Raw genomic sequence first — 15,876 nt, forward strand, 5'->3', positions numbered from 1 at the left:
CACCACTGGGTACTCACCACTCGATGCCCCGCTGGCCCTTCTGGCCCGCGTCCATCGGGTGCTTGACCTTGGTCATGTCGGTGACCAGGTCGGCGAAGTCCACCAGCTTCTCGGGCGCGTTCCGGCCGGTGATCACCACGTGCTGGGTGCCGGGACGGTTCCGCAGCACCTCGATCACCTCATCGGTGTCGATCCAGCCCCAGTGCATCGGGTACGCGAACTCGTCCAGCACGTACAGCTTGTACGACTCGGCCGCCAGGTCGCGCTTGACCTGCTCCCAGCCCTCGCGGGCCGCCTCCTCGCTGGACTCGATGTCCCGCTGCACCCAGGACCAGCCCTCGCCCATCTTGTGCCACGCGACCGTGCCGCCCTCGCCGGTCTCCCCGAGGACGCGCAGCGCACGCTCCTCGCCGACCCGCCACTTCGCGGACTTCACGAACTGGAACACCCCGACCGGCCAGCCCTGGTTCCAGGCCCGCAGCGCCAGCCCGAACGCGGCGGTGGACTTGCCCTTGCCGGTACCGGTGTGGACGAAGACGAGCGGGCGGTTGCGGCGCTGACGGGTGGTGAGGCCGTCGTTCGGTACGACGGTCGGCTGTCCCTGCGGCATCAGGCGGCCCTCCGGTGGGTGGTGTCGGTGACGGTGCGGACGAGCGCGGAGACGCTGTCCGCGCGCAGTTCGTCGAGGGTGACGGCGGTGCCCTGCAGATCGCGGGCCAGCTCCCCGGCCAGGCCGAGGCGGACCGGGCCCGCCTCGCAGTCCACGACCACCGAGGCGACGCCCTCGGCGGCCAGCAGCTGCGCGGCCTTGGACGCGCGCGGCCGCGGCTCGACGCCGCCGGTCGCCCGGCCGTCGGTGACGACCACGACCAGCGGGCGGCGCGAGGCGTCCCGCATCCGCTCCACCCGCAGCACCTCATGGGCCTTCAGCAGGCCCGCGGCCAGCGGGGTGCGGCCGCCGGTCGGCAGCTGCTCCAGCCGCGCCGCGCCCGCCTCCACGGAGGACGTGGGCGGCAGCGCCACCTCGGCGTCCGCGCCCCGGAAAGTGATCATGCCGACCTTGTCGCGCCGCTGGTACGCGTCGAGCAGCAGCGACAGCACCGCGCCCTTGACCGCGGTCATCCGCTTCCGTGCGGCCATCGAACCGGACGCGTCCACGACGAACAGCACGAGATTGCCCTCGCGGCCCTCCCGTACGGCCTCCCGCAGATCGTCCCGGCGCACGACCAGCCCGGGGCCGCTGCGCCCGCGGCGCTTCTGGTGCGGCGCGGCGGCCTGCACGGTGGCGGCCAGGTGCAGCTTGCCCAGCGCCCCCTGGGGGCGGCGCGAGCCGGTCGTACGGCCGTGCGCGGTACGGGCCCGGGAGCGCCGGCCGTCGGCACCCTCGCCGAGCCCCGGCACGTCCAGCCGCTTGGTCTTGAACGGCTCTGCGGCGCCCACCGCGGGCTTCTGCGGAGCGGCCCCGTCCTCCGCGGCCTCGTTCCGGGGCTGGGCGGGCTGCTGCCCGGGAGCGCCGTCCGACCGCTGGTCCGGTACGGAGGGCTGCTCGGGGCCCGCGTCCGCGCCGGACGGCCGGGGCGCGTCGTCCGGGCCGTCCTGCGGGGGCAGCCCGCCGCCACCGTCCGGACCGCCGCCGTCGGGACCGCCGTCGGGGCCGTCGTCCGGGCCCTCCGGCTCCGGGTCCGGCTCGTCGTCCTGGGAGTCCTCCTGCGGGCCGTACTCCTCCAGCGTCCGGTCGAGCTTGTCCTCGTCGAGGCCGGGGGCGTCGAAGGGATTGCGGCGGCGCCGGTGCGGCAGCGCGAGGAGTGCGGCCTGCCGCACGTCCTCCTCGGTCACCTCGGCGCGGCCCGCCCAGGCGGCCAGCGCGGTCGCGGTACGCGCCATCACGATGTCCGCGCGCATGCCGTCCACCTCGAAGGCGGCACAGGTCGCGGCGATCTGGCGGAGCGCCGCGTCGCCCAGGACGACGTCCGGCAGGAGCGCGCGGGCCGTGGCGATCCGCTGCCGCAGCGCCTCCTCCTCGTCGGCCCAGCGCGCCGCGAAGCCGGCCGGGTCGGCGTCGTACGCCAGCCGCCGCCGGACGACCTCGACCCGCTGGTCGGGCTCGCGGGAGGCGGCGACCTCCACGGTCAGCCCGAAGCGGTCCAGCAGCTGCGGCCGCAGCTCGCCCTCCTCGGGGTTCATCGTGCCCACGAGGAGGAACCGCGCCGCGTGCCGCACGGAGACGCCCTCACGCTCCACGTAGGAGGAGCCCATGGCGGCGGCGTCCAGAAGGAGGTCGATCAGGTGGTCGTGGAGGAGGTTGACCTCGTCGACGTAGAGGATGCCGCGGTGCGCGTCGGCCAGCAGGCCCGGCTCGAACGCCTTCACGCCCTCCGAGAGCGCCCGCTCGATGTCGAGGGCGCCCACGAGGCGGTCCTCCGAGGCGCCGACAGGGAGTTCGACCATGCGGGCCGCGCGGGACTCGGCGGGGCCGGACTCGTGCGGCCCGTCGGGGCACTGCGGGTCCGGCGCTGCGGGGTCGCAGCTGAAGCGGCAGCCCGGCACGACCGGGACGTCCGGCAGCAGGTCGGCCAGGGCACGCACCGCTGTCGACTTGGCGGTGCCCTTCTCGCCGCGGACCAGGACGCCGCCCACCGCCGGGCTGACGGCGTTCAGCAGCAGCGCCAGCCGCAGGTCGTCCATGCCGACGACGGCGGTGAACGGGTACCGGGTGCTCACGAGCTGATCACTCCTTCGAGTGGCTTCGGGTCTGCGTCTGCGTACGGGAATCGGTCGTCGGTCACGGCGCCCCCGGCGGTACGAAGGGCAGGCCCTCGGGGACGCCGTTCTCGATCAGGCGCAGGAGGGCCTCCGTGTCCGCGTGTTCCTCGATCAGGTCGCCCAGCGCGTCGAGCTGTTCCTCGCGCAGCGCGTCGAAGCAGGTGTCGGGCGCGGGCACGAACGCGCGCCCCGCGGCCGCCGCCACCCGGCGCAGGAACGCGCGCCGGAAGCCGTCGCTCTCCAGGGAGCCGTGCCAGTGCGTGCCCCACACGGAGCCGACCCGGCAGCCGTCCAGGAACGGCTCGTCACCCTCCCGGACGTCGGCGACGCCGTGGTGGATCTCGTACCCCGCCACCGGCTCGCCCAGCGCCTCGCCCTCGGGGCGGGCGAGGGTCTTCTCCGCCGCGAACCGTACCCGTACGGGCAGCAGTCCGAGCCCGTCGACCGCGCCGGCCCGCGACTCCACCTCGTCCTCGATGTGCTCGGCGAGCATCTGGAAGCCGCCGCAGATGCCCAGCACCGGGCGGCCCTCGGCGGCCCGGCGGGCGACCGCGTCCGCGAGGCCGCGCTCCCGCAGCCACTGCAGGGCCCGTACGGTGCCGCGGGTGCCGGGCAGCACCACGAGGTCCGCGTCGGCCAGCTCCTCGGGGCGGTCCACGAAGCGGACCACGACGCCCGGTTCGGCGGCGAGCGCGTCGACGTCGGTGAAGTTCGACATCAGCGGGACGGCCGCGACGGCGACACGGAGGACGTCGGAGCCGTGCGGCGGGGCCACCACGGACTCGCGGACCGCGCCGCGCAGCGACACGCGCAGGCCGTCCTCCTCGTCGATGCCCAGCCCGTGCCGGAACGGCAGCACGCCCAGCGTCGGCCGGCCGCTCAGCTCCTCGAGCATGTCCAGGCCCGGCTCCAGCAGCGTCACGTCACCGCGGAACTTGTTCACCAGGTAGCCCGCGAGGTGCGCCTGGTCGGCCCCGGAGAGCAGCGCCGTGGTGCCGAAGAAGGACGCGAAGACCCCGCCGCGGTCGATGTCGCCGACGACCACCACGGGCAGGTTCGCGGCGCGCGCGAGGCCCATGTTCACGATGTCGGTACGGCGCAGGTTGATCTCGGCCGGGCTGCCCGCGCCCTCGCAGATCACCGCGTCGTGCGTGCGCCGCAGCTCGGTCAGGCAGTCGGTGACGGTGCCGAGCAGCCGCTCCTGGCGCCCCGAGTGGTAGCCGCGCGCGCTCAGCTCGCCCACCGGCTTGCCCAGCAGCACGACCTGGCTACTGCGGTCGCTGCCGGGCTTGAGCAGCACCGGGTTCATCAGCGCGGTCGGCTCGACCCGGGCGGCGGCGGCCTGCATGGCCTGCGCCCGCCCGATCTCCGCGCCCTCGCGCGTCACGTACGAGTTGAGCGACATGTTCTGCGCCTTGAACGGCGCGACCTTGACGCCCTTGCGGGCCAGCCAGCGGCAGATGCCTGCCGTGACCACGCTCTTGCCCGCGTCCGAGGTGGTGCCGGCCACCAGCAGCCCGCCGCCGAGCCTCTCGTCCGTACCGCTCACCGGGATCTCCTCGCCTTCCGCGCACCGCGCACCGCGCCCACGGCGATCCGCGCCCCGACCGTCGTCACCAGCGCCAGCGCGCTCACCCGGCGCGACAGCCGCACCGCGCGCGCGATGTCCGCGCCCTCGACCGCGCGGGCGCCGCCGTTGAGCACCGGGCGGTGCTCCACCCGCCCGGCGTACGCCAGCGTGCCGCCCAGCCGTACGCCCAGCGCCCCGGCGAACGACGCCTCCACCGGCCCCGCGTTGGGGCTGGGGTGCCGCTTGCCGTCGGCCCGCCAGGCACGCCACGCGCCGCGCGGGTCCGGGCCGGCGGCGGTGGCCAGCAGGGCGGTGAGCCGCGCGCCGGGCCAGCCCGCCACGTCGTCCAGCCGGGCCGAGGCCCAGCCGAAGCGGCGGTAACGGTCCGACTTGTGACCCACCATCGCGTCCAGCGTGTTCACCGCGCGGAAGGCCGCCAGGCCCGGTACGCCGCCCACGGCGCCCCAGACCAGCGCGCCCACGACCGCGTCGGAGGTGTTCTCGGCGACGGACTCCACGACCGCGCGGGCCATCTGCTGTCCGTCCAGGGCCTGCGGGTCGCGGCCGCACAGGTGCGGCAGCCGCTCGCGCGCCACGTCGAGGTCGCCGGCCTCCAGCGCGCCGCCGATGGCGCGCGCCTCCCGGCCCAGCGTCGTACCGCCCAGCACGGCCCAGGTGGCGGCGGCGGTCAGCGCGACATGAGCGGGGGCGCAGCGGCGTACGGCACGGGAGAGCAGCGCGGCGCCCACGGCGGCACCGCCGGCGCACAGCGCGGTGTGCGCCGCTCCGTAGCCCCGGTGGTCGCGCCACAACCGGCGTTCCACGGCGGCGGCGGCCCGCCCGAAGGCGGCCACCGGGTGCCCGCGGCGGGGGTCGCCCACGGCGAGGTCGCCGAGGAAGCCCAGGGCCGCGCCGCACGCATAGGTGGCGTGTTCGGCACGCATCGTCGGATCAGCCCGCCGTGCCTCGGAGGGACGGCCGGACGCGGTCGCGTGCCGGGCGTACGGCGGGATGCGGCAGGGGTCTCGGCTGGGAGCCCGGCATGGCGTGTGTCCTCACTCAGGGTCCGCGCCCTGGCTCGACGTGATCGGCGACGAGAGTCTCCTGGCTCCCGGATCGACGCTTCCTCCGGCCTTCCAGCCCATGCCTGCGGCGGCCGTGGCCTTTCCTGGAGGAGCGCTCCCCGGTGACAGTGGCGGGACCGCGCCGGATTCTCACCGGACTTCCTCATCTGTCGCCGAATGGCACCGGGCAGTCCACCACGTGCCGCGAATGCCCGTCAACTCACCCTTGACCTGCGACGCAGTCGTATGGCACGGCCTGTGGCCAACGACACAGCGCGGACGGCGGTCGACGACCTGTTGCCTGCCGTGCGTCCCGCACGCCACCATCGGGGACACCTATGGCAAGGGTGCCGCAGGAGGGGGACGGGATGACGGAGAGCCGGGAGCGGCACGAGGTACGCATCAGAGTCACCGGGACCCACGACGGGAGCCAGGACCTGGAGGACCTCCAGCGCTGGCTCCAGCGCGAGTCCTGGCTGACGCCCGGCAACCACCGCTGGCGCCGCGTGCCGGGCGCCGGGACCGCCGCCCCGCACGCGGCGGACCAGGGTCCCGAGATGGCCGTCGGCGTCGACGACCTCGTCCTCGTCCTCATCGGCGCGGTCGCGGCCCCGATGACCGAGCAGCTCCTCATCGCCCTGCGGGAATGGCTCGCGCACCGCAGGGAGACCGCAGCCCCGGGCGAGGAACCGGCGCTCGACCTCACCGACGCCGCCGGTCACCGCCGCCTCGACGACCCCGATCCGCGTACCGAACGCGACGACCAGGGCGGCCGCGTCGGCACGGAGTAGCCGATGCCCCTCTACGACGCGCGGGGCAAGCAGAACCGTGCGCTGCTCATCGGCGTCAGCCGGTACCGGGACCCCCGGCTGCCCGACCTCGACGCGGTCTTCGCCAACCCCGACGAGCTGGGCCGGGTGCTGTGCGCCCCGGCCACCGACCTCTTCCTGCCCCGGGAAGTGACGCCGCTGCGTCCGGACACCCCCGAGGAGCTGACCACCGCGCTGCGCACCGCGGCCGACGAGGCCCGCGGACTGCTGCTGGTCTACTTCTCCGGACACGGCCGGGTCCGGCGCGACGGCAGCGACCTGCACCTGCTGGTCGGCTCGTCGCGAGTGGCACAGGACGAGCGCCGGGTCGCCTCGCACGAAGCGGTCTCCTGGGCCAAGGACGTCCTGCCGCGCCTGGAGAACTCGCGGGCGGACCGGGTCGTCGTCGTGCTCGAATGCTGCTTCGCGGGCAACGCGGACGACAGCTTCCGCACCCGCGAGAAGCCGGTCTCACTGCTGATGGCCGCCCAACCGAACCGGCGCATCTTCAGCGGCACCGAGCCCGGCGGCGGCACCCTCTTCACCCGGACCGTGCTCGACATCCTCGAACACGGCATCGCGGGCAAGGAATGCGTCACCTTCGAGGACCTCGCCGGCGAGCTGCAACGGAGGTTCGCCGAGCACACCACTCCGCAGGGCGGCGCCTGGGTGCCGCGTGCTTCGAAGCAGAACACCGTCGACGACGTGGTGGTCTCCTTCGCCACCCGGGAGCTGCGGCCCCGCACGCCGTTCACCGTCCGGGTCCGGCGCCGGTGGCGCACCCGCTCGCGGCGCCGGTTACGGCTGCTGACCGCCCTCGCCGTCGCGCCGGCCCTCATCGCCACCGCACTGGTCCTCACCGACCGGCTGCGGCCGCCCGAGAGCTGTCCGCCCGCCCAGGAGCTGCGGCTGCTCACCGCCCCCGAAGCCGAGCCGACGCTGCGCGCCGCAGCCCTCGCGTACGAGATGTCCGCCCTCAACACCGAGCAGGTGCCGGGCGAGGACGACGTGCCCGACGGCTGCCGGCGCACCCAGATCACCGTCTACTCCGCGGCCAAGGACCAGGTGGCACAGGGCTTCGCCGCGGCGGACCGCTGGCAGGGCGAGGCCGAGGGCACCGAGGAGACCCCGCCGTCCGGCACCCGGGCCACCGAGCCGCTCTACCGGCCGGGGCCGCAGCCCGACCTGTGGGTGCCCGAATCGACCGTCGACTACCTCCAGGTCCGGCACGGCATGGCCGCGCACGCGCCCGCCACCCTGCACCGGATCGGCCCGGTCGCCTACACCCCGCTCGTCGTCGGGATTCCCGAGGCGCGCGGCCTGTCCGACGCGGAACAGACCGGCAGCAGCTGGCACCGGATCCTGGCCGAAGCGGCCGACCGGAGGCTGCGGCTGCTCCGCCCCAGCCCCGCCCTCTCCGGCGTCGGCCTGATGCACACCATCGGCCTCTACCTCGCAGACGAGGGCACCCCCGTGGACCAGGACAGCGGCGCGCCACGGGCGGAGGTGGCCGAGCGGGCCGAGAGCCGGCTGCGGGCGCCGGGCAGCCAGTACGCCGGCAGCGCCGAACTGCTGTGCTCGCTGCGCCCCGGCGCGGCGGCGGCCGGCCCGGGACCGGCCGGTGCGGAACCGGCCGGCGCGGATCCGCACGCCACCGCGGCGCCGCTGGTCACGGAGAAGTCCCTCGCCGACGCCAACCTCGGCCACGCCATCGGCAACTGCCCGGCCCTCGCCGCCGTCCCCGAGAAGGACGACCGCTACGAGGCCTACTACCCGTCCGGCGTGCCGGGCCTGGACCACCCGCTGATCCGGGTCGCCTGGCAGGGAGCGGCCGACGCCGAACGCCGGCGGGCCGCCTCGGAGCGGTTCGCCGACTGGCTGCGGCGGCCGGACGGCGGCCAGCGGGTGATCACCGAGGCCGGGTACCGCGGGGTGAACGCGGACGGCCGGGCCGCCGCGCCGCCCGCCGACTCCCCGCTCCGCGACAGCCGCGCCGGCGTCCTGCCGGACGCCGGGGTGGAGCCGTACACCGCCGGGCGGCAGCGGGTCGCCCAGGTGCTGGCCGCCTACGACGCGGCGCACCGCCCAGGCCAGCTGCTCTTCCTCCTCGACACCTCCACCTCCATGGCGGACGGCGGCCGGATCGCCGAGGCGGCGGACGCGGTCGGCCGCGCCCTGGAAGTCCTCGGGCCGAAGGACACGTACGGACTGTGGACCTATCCGCGCGCCGGCACCGGCGCGCGCAACCGGGAGCGCCCCGTCGAGCGGGTCGAAGGCGGCAGCTCCGACCCGGCAGCGGGGCGCGAGGTGCTGGAGCGCCTCCGGCGGGACGGCGGCGGCCTCGTCGACCAGGGAGCATGGATGCAGGAAGCGCTCACCGCCGCGCTGGACCGGCTGCGCGACAGCCCGGCCGAGCGGACCAAGGCCGTGGTGCTCGTGCTCGACGAGGACGACGGCGCGGGGAAGCGGCCGGCGGCGGCGCGCGAGGCGCTCTCCGCCGCGCTCGCCGCGCACCCCCGCATTCCCGTGGTGGTGCTGGCGACCGGCAGGGGCGGCTGCGAAGCGGCCCCCGTCCGGCACGTCGTCGAGGGCTCCGGCGGGAACTGCGTGGCCGGCGGCCCGGGATCCGCCGACACCCTGGCGGGACTGGTGGCCTCCTTCGGCACGGGCGGACAGGAGGCGGACCGGTGAGGCGCGCGGCAGCGGCGGTCGCCGCCGTGCTCTGCCTGCTCGCGGCGGGCTGCTCGGCCCCGGGGCCGGCGCCCGCCGCGGACGGCGACATCGTCCTGGCCACCGGCAGCGACCTCAGCAGCACCGGGGTGCGCCGGGAGCTGATCCGCCAGTGGGAGCGGCGGACCGGGAAGACGGTACGCATCGTCAAGCTGCCGGACACCGCCGACGCGCAGCGCAGCCAGCTGCTGGCCGCCGGCCAGTCCGGCAACAGCGGGTACGACGTGCTCAACATCGACGTGGCCTGGACCGCCGAGTTCGCCGCCGCCGGCATCATCCGGCCCTGGGGCGAGGAGCTGGGCGGCGACTTCCTCGCCAGCGTCAAGAAGACGGCCACCACCGGCTCCGGCGGCACCGTCTGGGCCGTCCCCTTCAACACGGACGCCGGGCTGCTCTACTACCGCAGCGACCTGCTGGCGAAGTACGGGTACGACGGGCCGCCCGGCACCTGGGAGCAGCTGCGCACCTGGTCGCAGCGGATCATGGCCGAGGAGAACGCCCACCGCCCGCCGGACGAGAAGCTCTACGGCATGGTCGCGCAGCTGCGGCCCTACGAGGGCCTCACGGTCAACACGCTGGAGTCGGTCTGGGCGTCCGGCGGCGACCCGGAGCGGACGGCCCACCTCGCCGGGGCGCTGCAGCAGGGCGTGTACGCGCTCAAGGAGCGGCTGCGCACGATCATGCCGCAGGAGGCGACGGCGATGGACGAGACCGCCAGCCGGCAGTGGTTCGCCGAGGGCAGGGCGCTGTTCATGCGGAACTGGCCGGTGGAGTACGCCTCGGTCGCCGAGAAGCTCGATCCCGGCCGGCAGTTCGACGTGGCCCAGCTGCCCGCCGGCTCCTCGGAGGGCCCGCACCGCACGGTCCTGGGCGGCCAGAACCTCGCCATAGCGGCCGACGCCGCCCACCCGGACGAAGCCCGCTCCCTGATCACCGCCCTGACCTCGGCCCGCAGCGAGCACTGCCTGCTGCAGCGCGGCTTCGCGGCCACCCGCACCTCGGCGTACGACGGCACGGCACCCGCGTGCGGCCTCCCGCCCGACGACGCCCGGCGGGAGGAGGACGGCGGCGCCCGGCACGGCGCCGCACCGGCCGGCCAGGACCCGCCCTACACGGACCTGCTGCACCGCGCGCTCAAGGACGCCGCGCCCCGCCCGCGCAGTGCCCACTACGCCACGTACAGCAAGGTCGTCCAGCTGTACGTCTCCGGCTACCTCACCGACACGGACGACGCGTCGATCGCGGACGAGCTCGCCGAGGAAGCGACGAAGGCGCTCAGCGGCCGCGGTGAACGCGGACACTGAGCGCCTTCGGAGGCGGTGCGGTGCGGGTCAGCCGGCGACGATCAGGAAGATGCCGTAGCCGACGGCCGCGAGGCAGAGCGCGAAGCAGGCGTACCCGCCGGTGCGGGCGGCGGCGGAGGAGCCGCCGGCGGCCGGTGCGCCGCCCGCCTCGCCCTGCTGGGCGGTCTTCCGGGACGTGCCCACGATGCCGAGGGTGAACAGCCCCACCATTCCGACGGTCACCACGAGGGTGGTGCCGAAGACCTGGCCGAGTGCGGCCCAGTCGATGTCCATGGCGTCAGTTCCTTGGGTGCGAGCGTCCGGGTCAGCGGACGGCCGAGGCGGCGGGGGCGGGGGAGTGTGGTGCGGACTGGGCCGGGATGCCGTCGATGGTGCCGGCGCCGGCTGTGGTCGTGCCCGCGGGCGGCGGGGTGACCGTCTGGAGCGCGGCGGTGACGACACCGGCGGGCTCCACGTCGTTGACGTTGCTGCTGTCCACCGGCTTGCGGCGGGAGGCGGCCCAGATGGCGCCGCAGATCGCCAGGCCGAGGACGGCGACGGTGACGATGCCCCAGGTGCCGCGGCCGGCCAGGAAGGCCGCGCCGGCGGAGACCAGCCCGGCGGCCGGCAGCGTCAGGCACCAGGCGATGACCATGCGGCCGGCCGTGGACCAGCGCACCACGCCGCCCTTGCGGCCCAGGCCGGAGCCCATGACGGCGCCGGAGCAGACCTGGGTGGTGGAGAGCGCGAAGCCGAGGTGCGAGGAGGCCAGGATGGTGACCGCGGCGCCGGTCTGGGCGGCGAAGCCCTGCGGCGGCTGGATGTCGGTGATGCCCTTGCCCATCGTGCGGATGATCCGCCAGCCGCCCAGGTACGTGCCGAGCGCGATGGCGAGGCCGGCCGAGGCGATGACCCACATCGGCGGGTCGGCCTGCGGGGCCAGCGCGCCGCCGGTGATCAGGGCGAGGGTGATGACGCCCATCGTCTTCTGGGCGTCGTTGGTGCCGTGGGCGAGCGAGACCAGCGCTGCCGAGGCGATCTGCCCGGCGCGGTAGCCCTTCGCGGTGTCCTCCTCGGCACGGTTGCGGCCCAGCCGGTAGGTGAGCCGGGTGGCGGCGGTCGCGGCGATGCCCGCGACGACCGGCGCGGCAACGGCCGGGATGAGGACCTTCATGACGACGGCGTCCGCGTTGACCCCGCTCATGCCGACGGACACCACGGTGGCGCCGATCAGGCCGCCGAAGAGGGCGTGCGAGGAGCTGGAGGGGAGGCCGGCGAGCCAGGTCAGGAGGTTCCATACGATGGCGCCCACGAGGCCCGCGAAGATCACTTCGGGTCTGATGCCGGAGCCCTCGTCGATGATCCCGCCGGAGATGGTCTTGGCGACCTCCACGGAGAGGAAGGCGCCGACGAGGTTCAGCGCCGCCGACATCGCCACCGCGGTCCTGGGCTTCAGGGCCCCGGTGGAGATGGTGGTGGCCATGGCGTTGGCCGTGTCGTGGAAGCCGTTCGTGAAGTCGAACACCAAGGCCGTGACGATCACGATCCCGATGAGAAGCGTGATGTGTTCCATTCACCCAGGCAATCAGTTCGATGGTCAGTGACGCGAGCGACCGTACGGAGGGTGGGTGAACGGAAGATGAACGACAACGGGCCTGGTGGTGACGCCCCCGCCGTTTTCGTGCGGAGGCGCCTCACCCGTCACTCGGGGTTCATTCTCCGGTGTCTTTGAGGTGCTTGGTACCGGTCCTCCGGCCTACCCGGCGGCGAACCTGCGGAGCTGACCGAGGGTGCCGTTCCAGGCGTTCTGGTCGCCCGGCAGTGTGCCCTTGTTCGAGTACTGCCAGATGCTGAGGAACGACCATCCCTTCGGCAGGTCGCCCGGTGCGCCGTGCCAGGACGCCAGCCACAGCGGATGGCTCCTGGCGAAGGCGCTGCTGCCGCCGGTGCAGGTGTTCCACCAGCGGGTGGTCGTGTAGATCACCGGCCGGCGCCCGGTCTGCCGCTTGACCTCGTCACTGAAGTCCCAGATCCAGGCGACCATCTTCTTCTTGCTCACGCCGTAGCACTTGTGCTTCTTGCTGTACGGGTTGTGCTCGATGTCCAGCGCGGGCGGCAGCGTCCGGCCGTCCGCCGTCCAGCCGCCGCCGTTGCGCAGGAAGAAGCGGGCCTGGGCGGCGCCGGAGGACTGGTTGGGCACGGCGAAGTGGTACGCGCCGCGGAGCAGGCCGGCCGCGCCGGCGCCGTCGTACTGCTGGTCGAAGTAGGGGTTGGTGTAGTCGGTCGACTCGCTGGCCTTCACGTAGACGAAGCGCGCCCCGTTGGCGCGGGCCTCGGACCAGTCCACGTGCTTCTGATGCGAGGAGACGTCGTGGCCGTGCGGGGTGCCGGCGGCGGCCGAGGGACCCGCTGAGGCGAGTCCGGTCAGTGCCGTGCCGGCCAGCACGGCCAGGGCGAGGGCGGTTCCGGTGGTGGCTGAGGCCGGCCGGCGCCGCCGGTGCGGAGGCCGGGGTAACGGGCCGGGTAAGGGGTCGCTGGAGCGGGTGCGGGATGCCGGGTCGCTGGAACGGGTGCTGGAAGCCGGTTTGCGGTCACGAGCCATGATTCCCCCCGGATGGCGACGTGCATGACAAATCATCCAGAGGTTACGAGAAGATCCCGAGATGCCGGTTGAACTCCGGTCAATCCCTGGTTGCGACCGAGTTGTGACGGTTCGGGGGATACCGGCGTGGAAGGCTCCGCCTTACAGTGCCGCGGCTGTGCGCGGGGCGGGCGGTACCGTGCGCGGCGCGGGGGTTCCAGGAGGGAGCGGCGCGTGATGACGGAGCGGGAGCCGGAGAAGCCGGAAGAGGTGGCGGAGGCGTGGGCAGCGCTGGTGGCCGCGGCGCGGCGCACGGTGGCGGACGGGCTGGTGGTGGGCACGTCGGGCAACGTCTCGGTGCGCGTGGGCGGGCTGGTGCTCGTCACGCCCAGCGGGGTCCCCTACGACCGGCTCGGGCCCGCTGACCTGGTGGCGGTGGACCCGGCGGACGGACGGCAGGTGGCCGGCCGGCTGCGGCCCACGAGCGAGCTGCCCATGCACCTGGCGGTGTACCGCCACACCGGTGCCACGGCTGTCGTCCACACCCACGCGGTGCACGCCACCGCGGTGTCCACTCTGGTCCCCGAACTCCCGCCGGTGCACTACATGACCGCGGCCCTCGGGGGTACCGTCCGGGTCGCCCCGTACGCGACCTACGGCAGCCAGGAGTTGGCCGACAACATGCTGCACGCGCTGCGCGACCGCACGGGCGTGCTGCTGCAGAACCACGGGACGCTCACCTACGGCGACACCCTGGACCAGGCGTACGACCGTACGGCCCAGCTGGAGTGGATGTGCCGCCTCTGGCTGACCGCCGCCGCCGTCCCCGGCCACACCCCGTCCCTGCTCTCCCCGGCCCAGCTCGCCGAGGCGGGCGAACGGCTACGGGGGTACGGCCAGCGGGGGTGACGGGCGCGGGTGCGCGGGGCGCACGGAGCTGCCCCCCTCGCGCACCTATCGCCGTCGCCGGGTGGAGGTGGCGGCGGCGGGCCGCAGCGGGTGGGGTACCGGACTGCTTCGCTTGACGTCCGGTACCCCACCCGCTGCGGCCCACCACCTCCCGTGGTGCGGCGGCTTACCGCGGTCGGTGGTGCGTCGCCGTTGACCCGCCACTTGGCGGTCGGTGGGCGGCTTTCCGCGGCCGGTGGCGGGCCGGGGGCGTCACCCGGGCGCCGGGGCCCACTGGCCAGGGGTGGGCGGGGTACGCAAACTGGGGAGGGTGCGCCCGGGTACCGCGGCGGCAGCGGCCGCCACCACTGTCATCGGTACCGGTGCGGCCGCGCTCGCGGCCGGCCGGTACGCCAGCGACGTCGCCCTGAAGCCCGCCCCCGACCGGCCGTTGCCGGGCGACGGGCGGCTGACGGTGCACGCCACCACGGCCGACCGGATCACGCTCACCCGCAGCCTCTCCGCGCTGCGGCCGGGCCGGTACGGGCTGACGGGCCGCGGCACCCACGCCGTCATCGGCCCGGTGGCGGACGACGTGCCGCACAAGGCCGACACCGTCGTGCGGCGCCTGGAACGGGTCACCCACGGCACGCTCTCCCGCGGCTCCCGCGTGTGGCTCACCCCGCAGGTGCACATCGGCAACCCCGCCGACGCGCTCGGCCTGGAGTGCGCCGACGTCGACGTGCCCGGCGAACTGGGCGCGCTGCCGACCTGGTTCCTGCCCGGCGAGCGGGACACCTGGGTCATCACCGTGCACGGCCTCGGCACGACCCGGGAGCACCCGATGGTCGTCATGCCGTTCCTGCAGCGCCAGCACTTCCCGGTGCTGGACCCGGCCTACCGCAACGACCCCGGCGCGCCGCGCACGTCCGACGGCAGGACGCACCTCGGGGACGCCGAGTGGCGCGACGTGGACGCGGTGATCCGGTACGCCCTGCGGTACGGCGCCCGCCGGGTGATCCTGCACGGCTGGTCGACGGGCGCGACGATGGCGCTGCACGCCGCGGCCCACTCCGCGCTGCGGGACCGGATCGCCGGACTCGTCCTGGACTCGCCGGTGCTGGACTGGCGCGCGACGGTACGGGCGCTCGCGGCGGCCCGGCGGATGCCGCGCCCGGTGCTGCCGCTGGCGGTACGGGCGGCGGAGGGCAGCACGGGGCTGTACTCCGACCGGCTGGCCGAGGCGCGCGACCCCGCGCTGCTCTCCGTGCCGACGCTGATCTTCCACGGGCCCGGCGACACCATCGCGCCGTGGACGGCCTCCCGCCGGCTGGCGGCCGCCCGGCCCGACCTGGTCGGCCTGCACACCGTCAGGAACGCGCCGCACGGCGCGATGTGGAACGCCGCGCCCGACGCCTACGAAGAAACGCTTCGTCGGTTTCTCACGCCGCTGATGTGACGCCGGCCCGGGCGAGTACCCGCGGTCGGCGTGCCCCGCACCTGGCACGGAGGGCCGGAGGAGTGGCACGGGGTGTCGCGGGGAAGGGGGCGATCACGGGCGGATCGGGCACGCGCGGCCCTTCCGGAGAACGCAACCGGTCTTCCGATTGGGCTTTCGGGCCCACAAGAGCAAGACTGCTCCTGTGACGTCCCGTACTCCGCGCGACTCCCGGCTCCGCCTCGTCCCCAGACAACCGATCGCCGCCGCCCGCCGTGCGGTGAGCACGCGGACCACCAGGCCCGCGCCACGGCCGCCCGAGGGCACTCCGCCGCCGGGGGAGCTGGCCCGGATGGCACGCGGCGTGCTGGCGGGTGCCGTGCGCGTGGCCCGCTGGGCGGCCCGCGAGCGGGGCGAGGGCGCCGGCGCGCGTGCCGCCGCCGACGGCTCGCTGCCGGACACCGCTGCCGAGCAGGCCGCCGCCGCACTGGAACTGACGCCGCAGCAGGTACGCGCCGACTGGGACCGGGCCCGGCTGGCCGGCCTGATCGAGCTGCACGGCGGGGAGACCCGGCCGGGCTGGCGGCTGCGCGCCTGGGACCGCGACGACTCCGCCGCGCTGCGCGGCTGGGTCGCGCTCTTCGACGCCTGGTCGCTGGCGCGGCCCGCGCCCGCCGACGCGAGCCCGGGCGCTGTCGCCGAGGTGATCGAGGCGCTGCCGCAGGTGCTCTCGCTGCTCTACCTCTCGGC

12 protein-coding genes, 1 pseudogene and 1 riboswitch are annotated in these 15,876 nt (G+C 75.0%); of the genes and pseudogenes, 6 read left to right on the forward strand and 7 right to left on the reverse strand.

The genetic code is table 11. The features are described 5' to 3' along the window. Positions 1–13 precede the first annotated feature (13 nt). The 4 genes from cobO to C3486_RS29805 all read right to left on the reverse strand — a co-directional run bounded on the left by cobO (position 14) and on the right by C3486_RS29805 (position 5,277). On the reverse strand, positions 14–610 hold the full coding sequence (gene cobO, locus C3486_RS29790) for a cob(I)yrinic acid a,c-diamide adenosyltransferase (RefSeq protein WP_103835888.1): 597 nt from the start codon (positions 608–610) through the stop codon (positions 14–16). Continuing rightward, positions 610–2,721 (reverse strand): putative cobaltochelatase, encoded by a 2,112-nt coding sequence (locus C3486_RS29795; protein ID WP_103835889.1) that lies wholly within the window; start codon positions 2,719–2,721, stop codon positions 610–612. The genes cobO and C3486_RS29795 overlap by 1 nt, the downstream gene beginning before the upstream one ends. Positions 2,722–2,782: 61 nt before the next feature. Continuing rightward, positions 2,783–4,312 (reverse strand): cobyric acid synthase, encoded by a 1,530-nt coding sequence (locus tag C3486_RS29800; protein WP_103835890.1) that lies wholly within the window; start codon positions 4,310–4,312, stop codon positions 2,783–2,785. After that, positions 4,309–5,277: a cobalamin biosynthesis protein gene (locus C3486_RS29805; protein WP_103835891.1), complete on the reverse strand. Its 969-nt coding sequence runs from the start codon at positions 5,275–5,277 to the stop codon at positions 4,309–4,311. The genes C3486_RS29800 and C3486_RS29805 overlap by 4 nt, the downstream gene beginning before the upstream one ends. Positions 5,278–5,430: 153 nt before the next feature. After that, positions 5,431–5,564, reverse strand: a riboswitch (cobalamin riboswitch). 201 nt (positions 5,565–5,765) lie between these two features. On the opposite strand from C3486_RS29805, the gene C3486_RS29810 reads away from it, so the two are divergent. Genes C3486_RS29810 through C3486_RS29820 form a run of 3 tightly spaced genes read left to right on the forward strand, consistent with a single transcriptional unit; the run spans position 5,766 to position 10,240 of the window. Further along, on the forward strand, positions 5,766–6,188 hold the full coding sequence (locus C3486_RS29810) for a hypothetical protein (protein ID WP_103835892.1): 423 nt from the start codon (positions 5,766–5,768) through the stop codon (positions 6,186–6,188). A 3-nt stretch (positions 6,189–6,191) separates the two neighbouring features. Next, a complete protein-coding gene (locus C3486_RS29815; RefSeq protein ID WP_103835893.1) occupies positions 6,192–8,897 on the forward strand; it encodes a caspase family protein in 2,706 nt (901 codons plus the stop codon). After that, on the forward strand, positions 8,894–10,240 hold the full coding sequence (locus tag C3486_RS29820) for an extracellular solute-binding protein (protein WP_103835894.1): 1,347 nt from the start codon (positions 8,894–8,896) through the stop codon (positions 10,238–10,240). Before C3486_RS29815 ends, C3486_RS29820 begins: the two co-directional genes overlap by 4 nt. 27 nt (positions 10,241–10,267) lie before the next feature. On the opposite strand, the gene C3486_RS29825 is transcribed toward C3486_RS29820, so the two are convergent. The 3 genes from C3486_RS29825 to C3486_RS29835 all read right to left on the reverse strand — a co-directional run bounded on the left by C3486_RS29825 (position 10,268) and on the right by C3486_RS29835 (position 12,665). Beyond that, positions 10,268–10,513, reverse strand: a complete 246-nt coding sequence (locus C3486_RS29825) for a hypothetical protein (RefSeq protein WP_103835895.1) — start codon at positions 10,511–10,513, stop codon at positions 10,268–10,270. A gap of 31 nt (positions 10,514–10,544) precedes the next feature. Then, entirely contained in the window at positions 10,545–11,792 is a 1,248-nt protein-coding gene (locus C3486_RS29830; protein WP_103835896.1) for an inorganic phosphate transporter, read from the reverse strand. A gap of 183 nt (positions 11,793–11,975) precedes the next feature. Beyond that, positions 11,976–12,665, reverse strand: coding sequence for a lysozyme (locus tag C3486_RS29835; RefSeq protein ID WP_374936933.1), 690 nt, complete (start codon positions 12,663–12,665; stop codon positions 11,976–11,978). A gap of 372 nt (positions 12,666–13,037) precedes the next feature. Here C3486_RS29835 and C3486_RS29840 point away from each other — a divergent pair, with 372 nt between their 5' ends. The 3 genes and pseudogenes from C3486_RS29840 to C3486_RS29850 all read left to right on the forward strand — a co-directional run. Then, entirely contained in the window at positions 13,038–13,709 is a 672-nt protein-coding gene (locus C3486_RS29840) for a class II aldolase/adducin family protein (RefSeq protein WP_103835898.1), read from the forward strand. Positions 13,710–14,019: 310 nt separating this feature from the next. Further along, positions 14,020–15,147 (forward strand): alpha/beta hydrolase, encoded by a 1,128-nt coding sequence (locus tag C3486_RS29845; RefSeq protein WP_103835899.1) that lies wholly within the window; start codon positions 14,020–14,022, stop codon positions 15,145–15,147. Positions 15,148–15,331: 184 nt separating this feature from the next. Then, positions 15,332–15,876, forward strand: a pseudogene (locus tag C3486_RS29850) (hypothetical protein); the annotation flags it as partial.

Origin of the sequence: Streptomyces sp. Ru73 (assembly GCF_002920575.1) — a bacterium.
GTDB lineage: Bacteria > Actinomycetota > Actinomycetes > Streptomycetales > Streptomycetaceae > Streptomyces.

What these genes read in the sequence shown, in the direction of transcription:
- cobO (WP_103835888.1), bottom strand. Translation starts at nt 610, where the DNA reads ATGCCGCAGGGACAGCCGACCGTCGTACCGAACGACGGCCTCACCACC.
- C3486_RS29805 (WP_103835891.1), bottom strand. Translation starts at nt 5,277, where the DNA reads ATGCGTGCCGAACACGCCACCTATGCGTGCGGCGCGGCCCTGGGCTTC.
- C3486_RS29810 (WP_103835892.1), top strand. Translation starts at nt 5,766, where the DNA reads ATGACGGAGAGCCGGGAGCGGCACGAGGTACGCATCAGAGTCACCGGG.
- C3486_RS29815 (WP_103835893.1), top strand. Translation starts at nt 6,192, where the DNA reads ATGCCCCTCTACGACGCGCGGGGCAAGCAGAACCGTGCGCTGCTCATC.
- C3486_RS29825 (WP_103835895.1), bottom strand. Translation starts at nt 10,513, where the DNA reads ATGGACATCGACTGGGCCGCACTCGGCCAGGTCTTCGGCACCACCCTC.
- C3486_RS29830 (WP_103835896.1), bottom strand. Translation starts at nt 11,792, where the DNA reads ATGGAACACATCACGCTTCTCATCGGGATCGTGATCGTCACGGCCTTG.
- C3486_RS29840 (WP_103835898.1), top strand. Translation starts at nt 13,038, where the DNA reads ATGACGGAGCGGGAGCCGGAGAAGCCGGAAGAGGTGGCGGAGGCGTGG.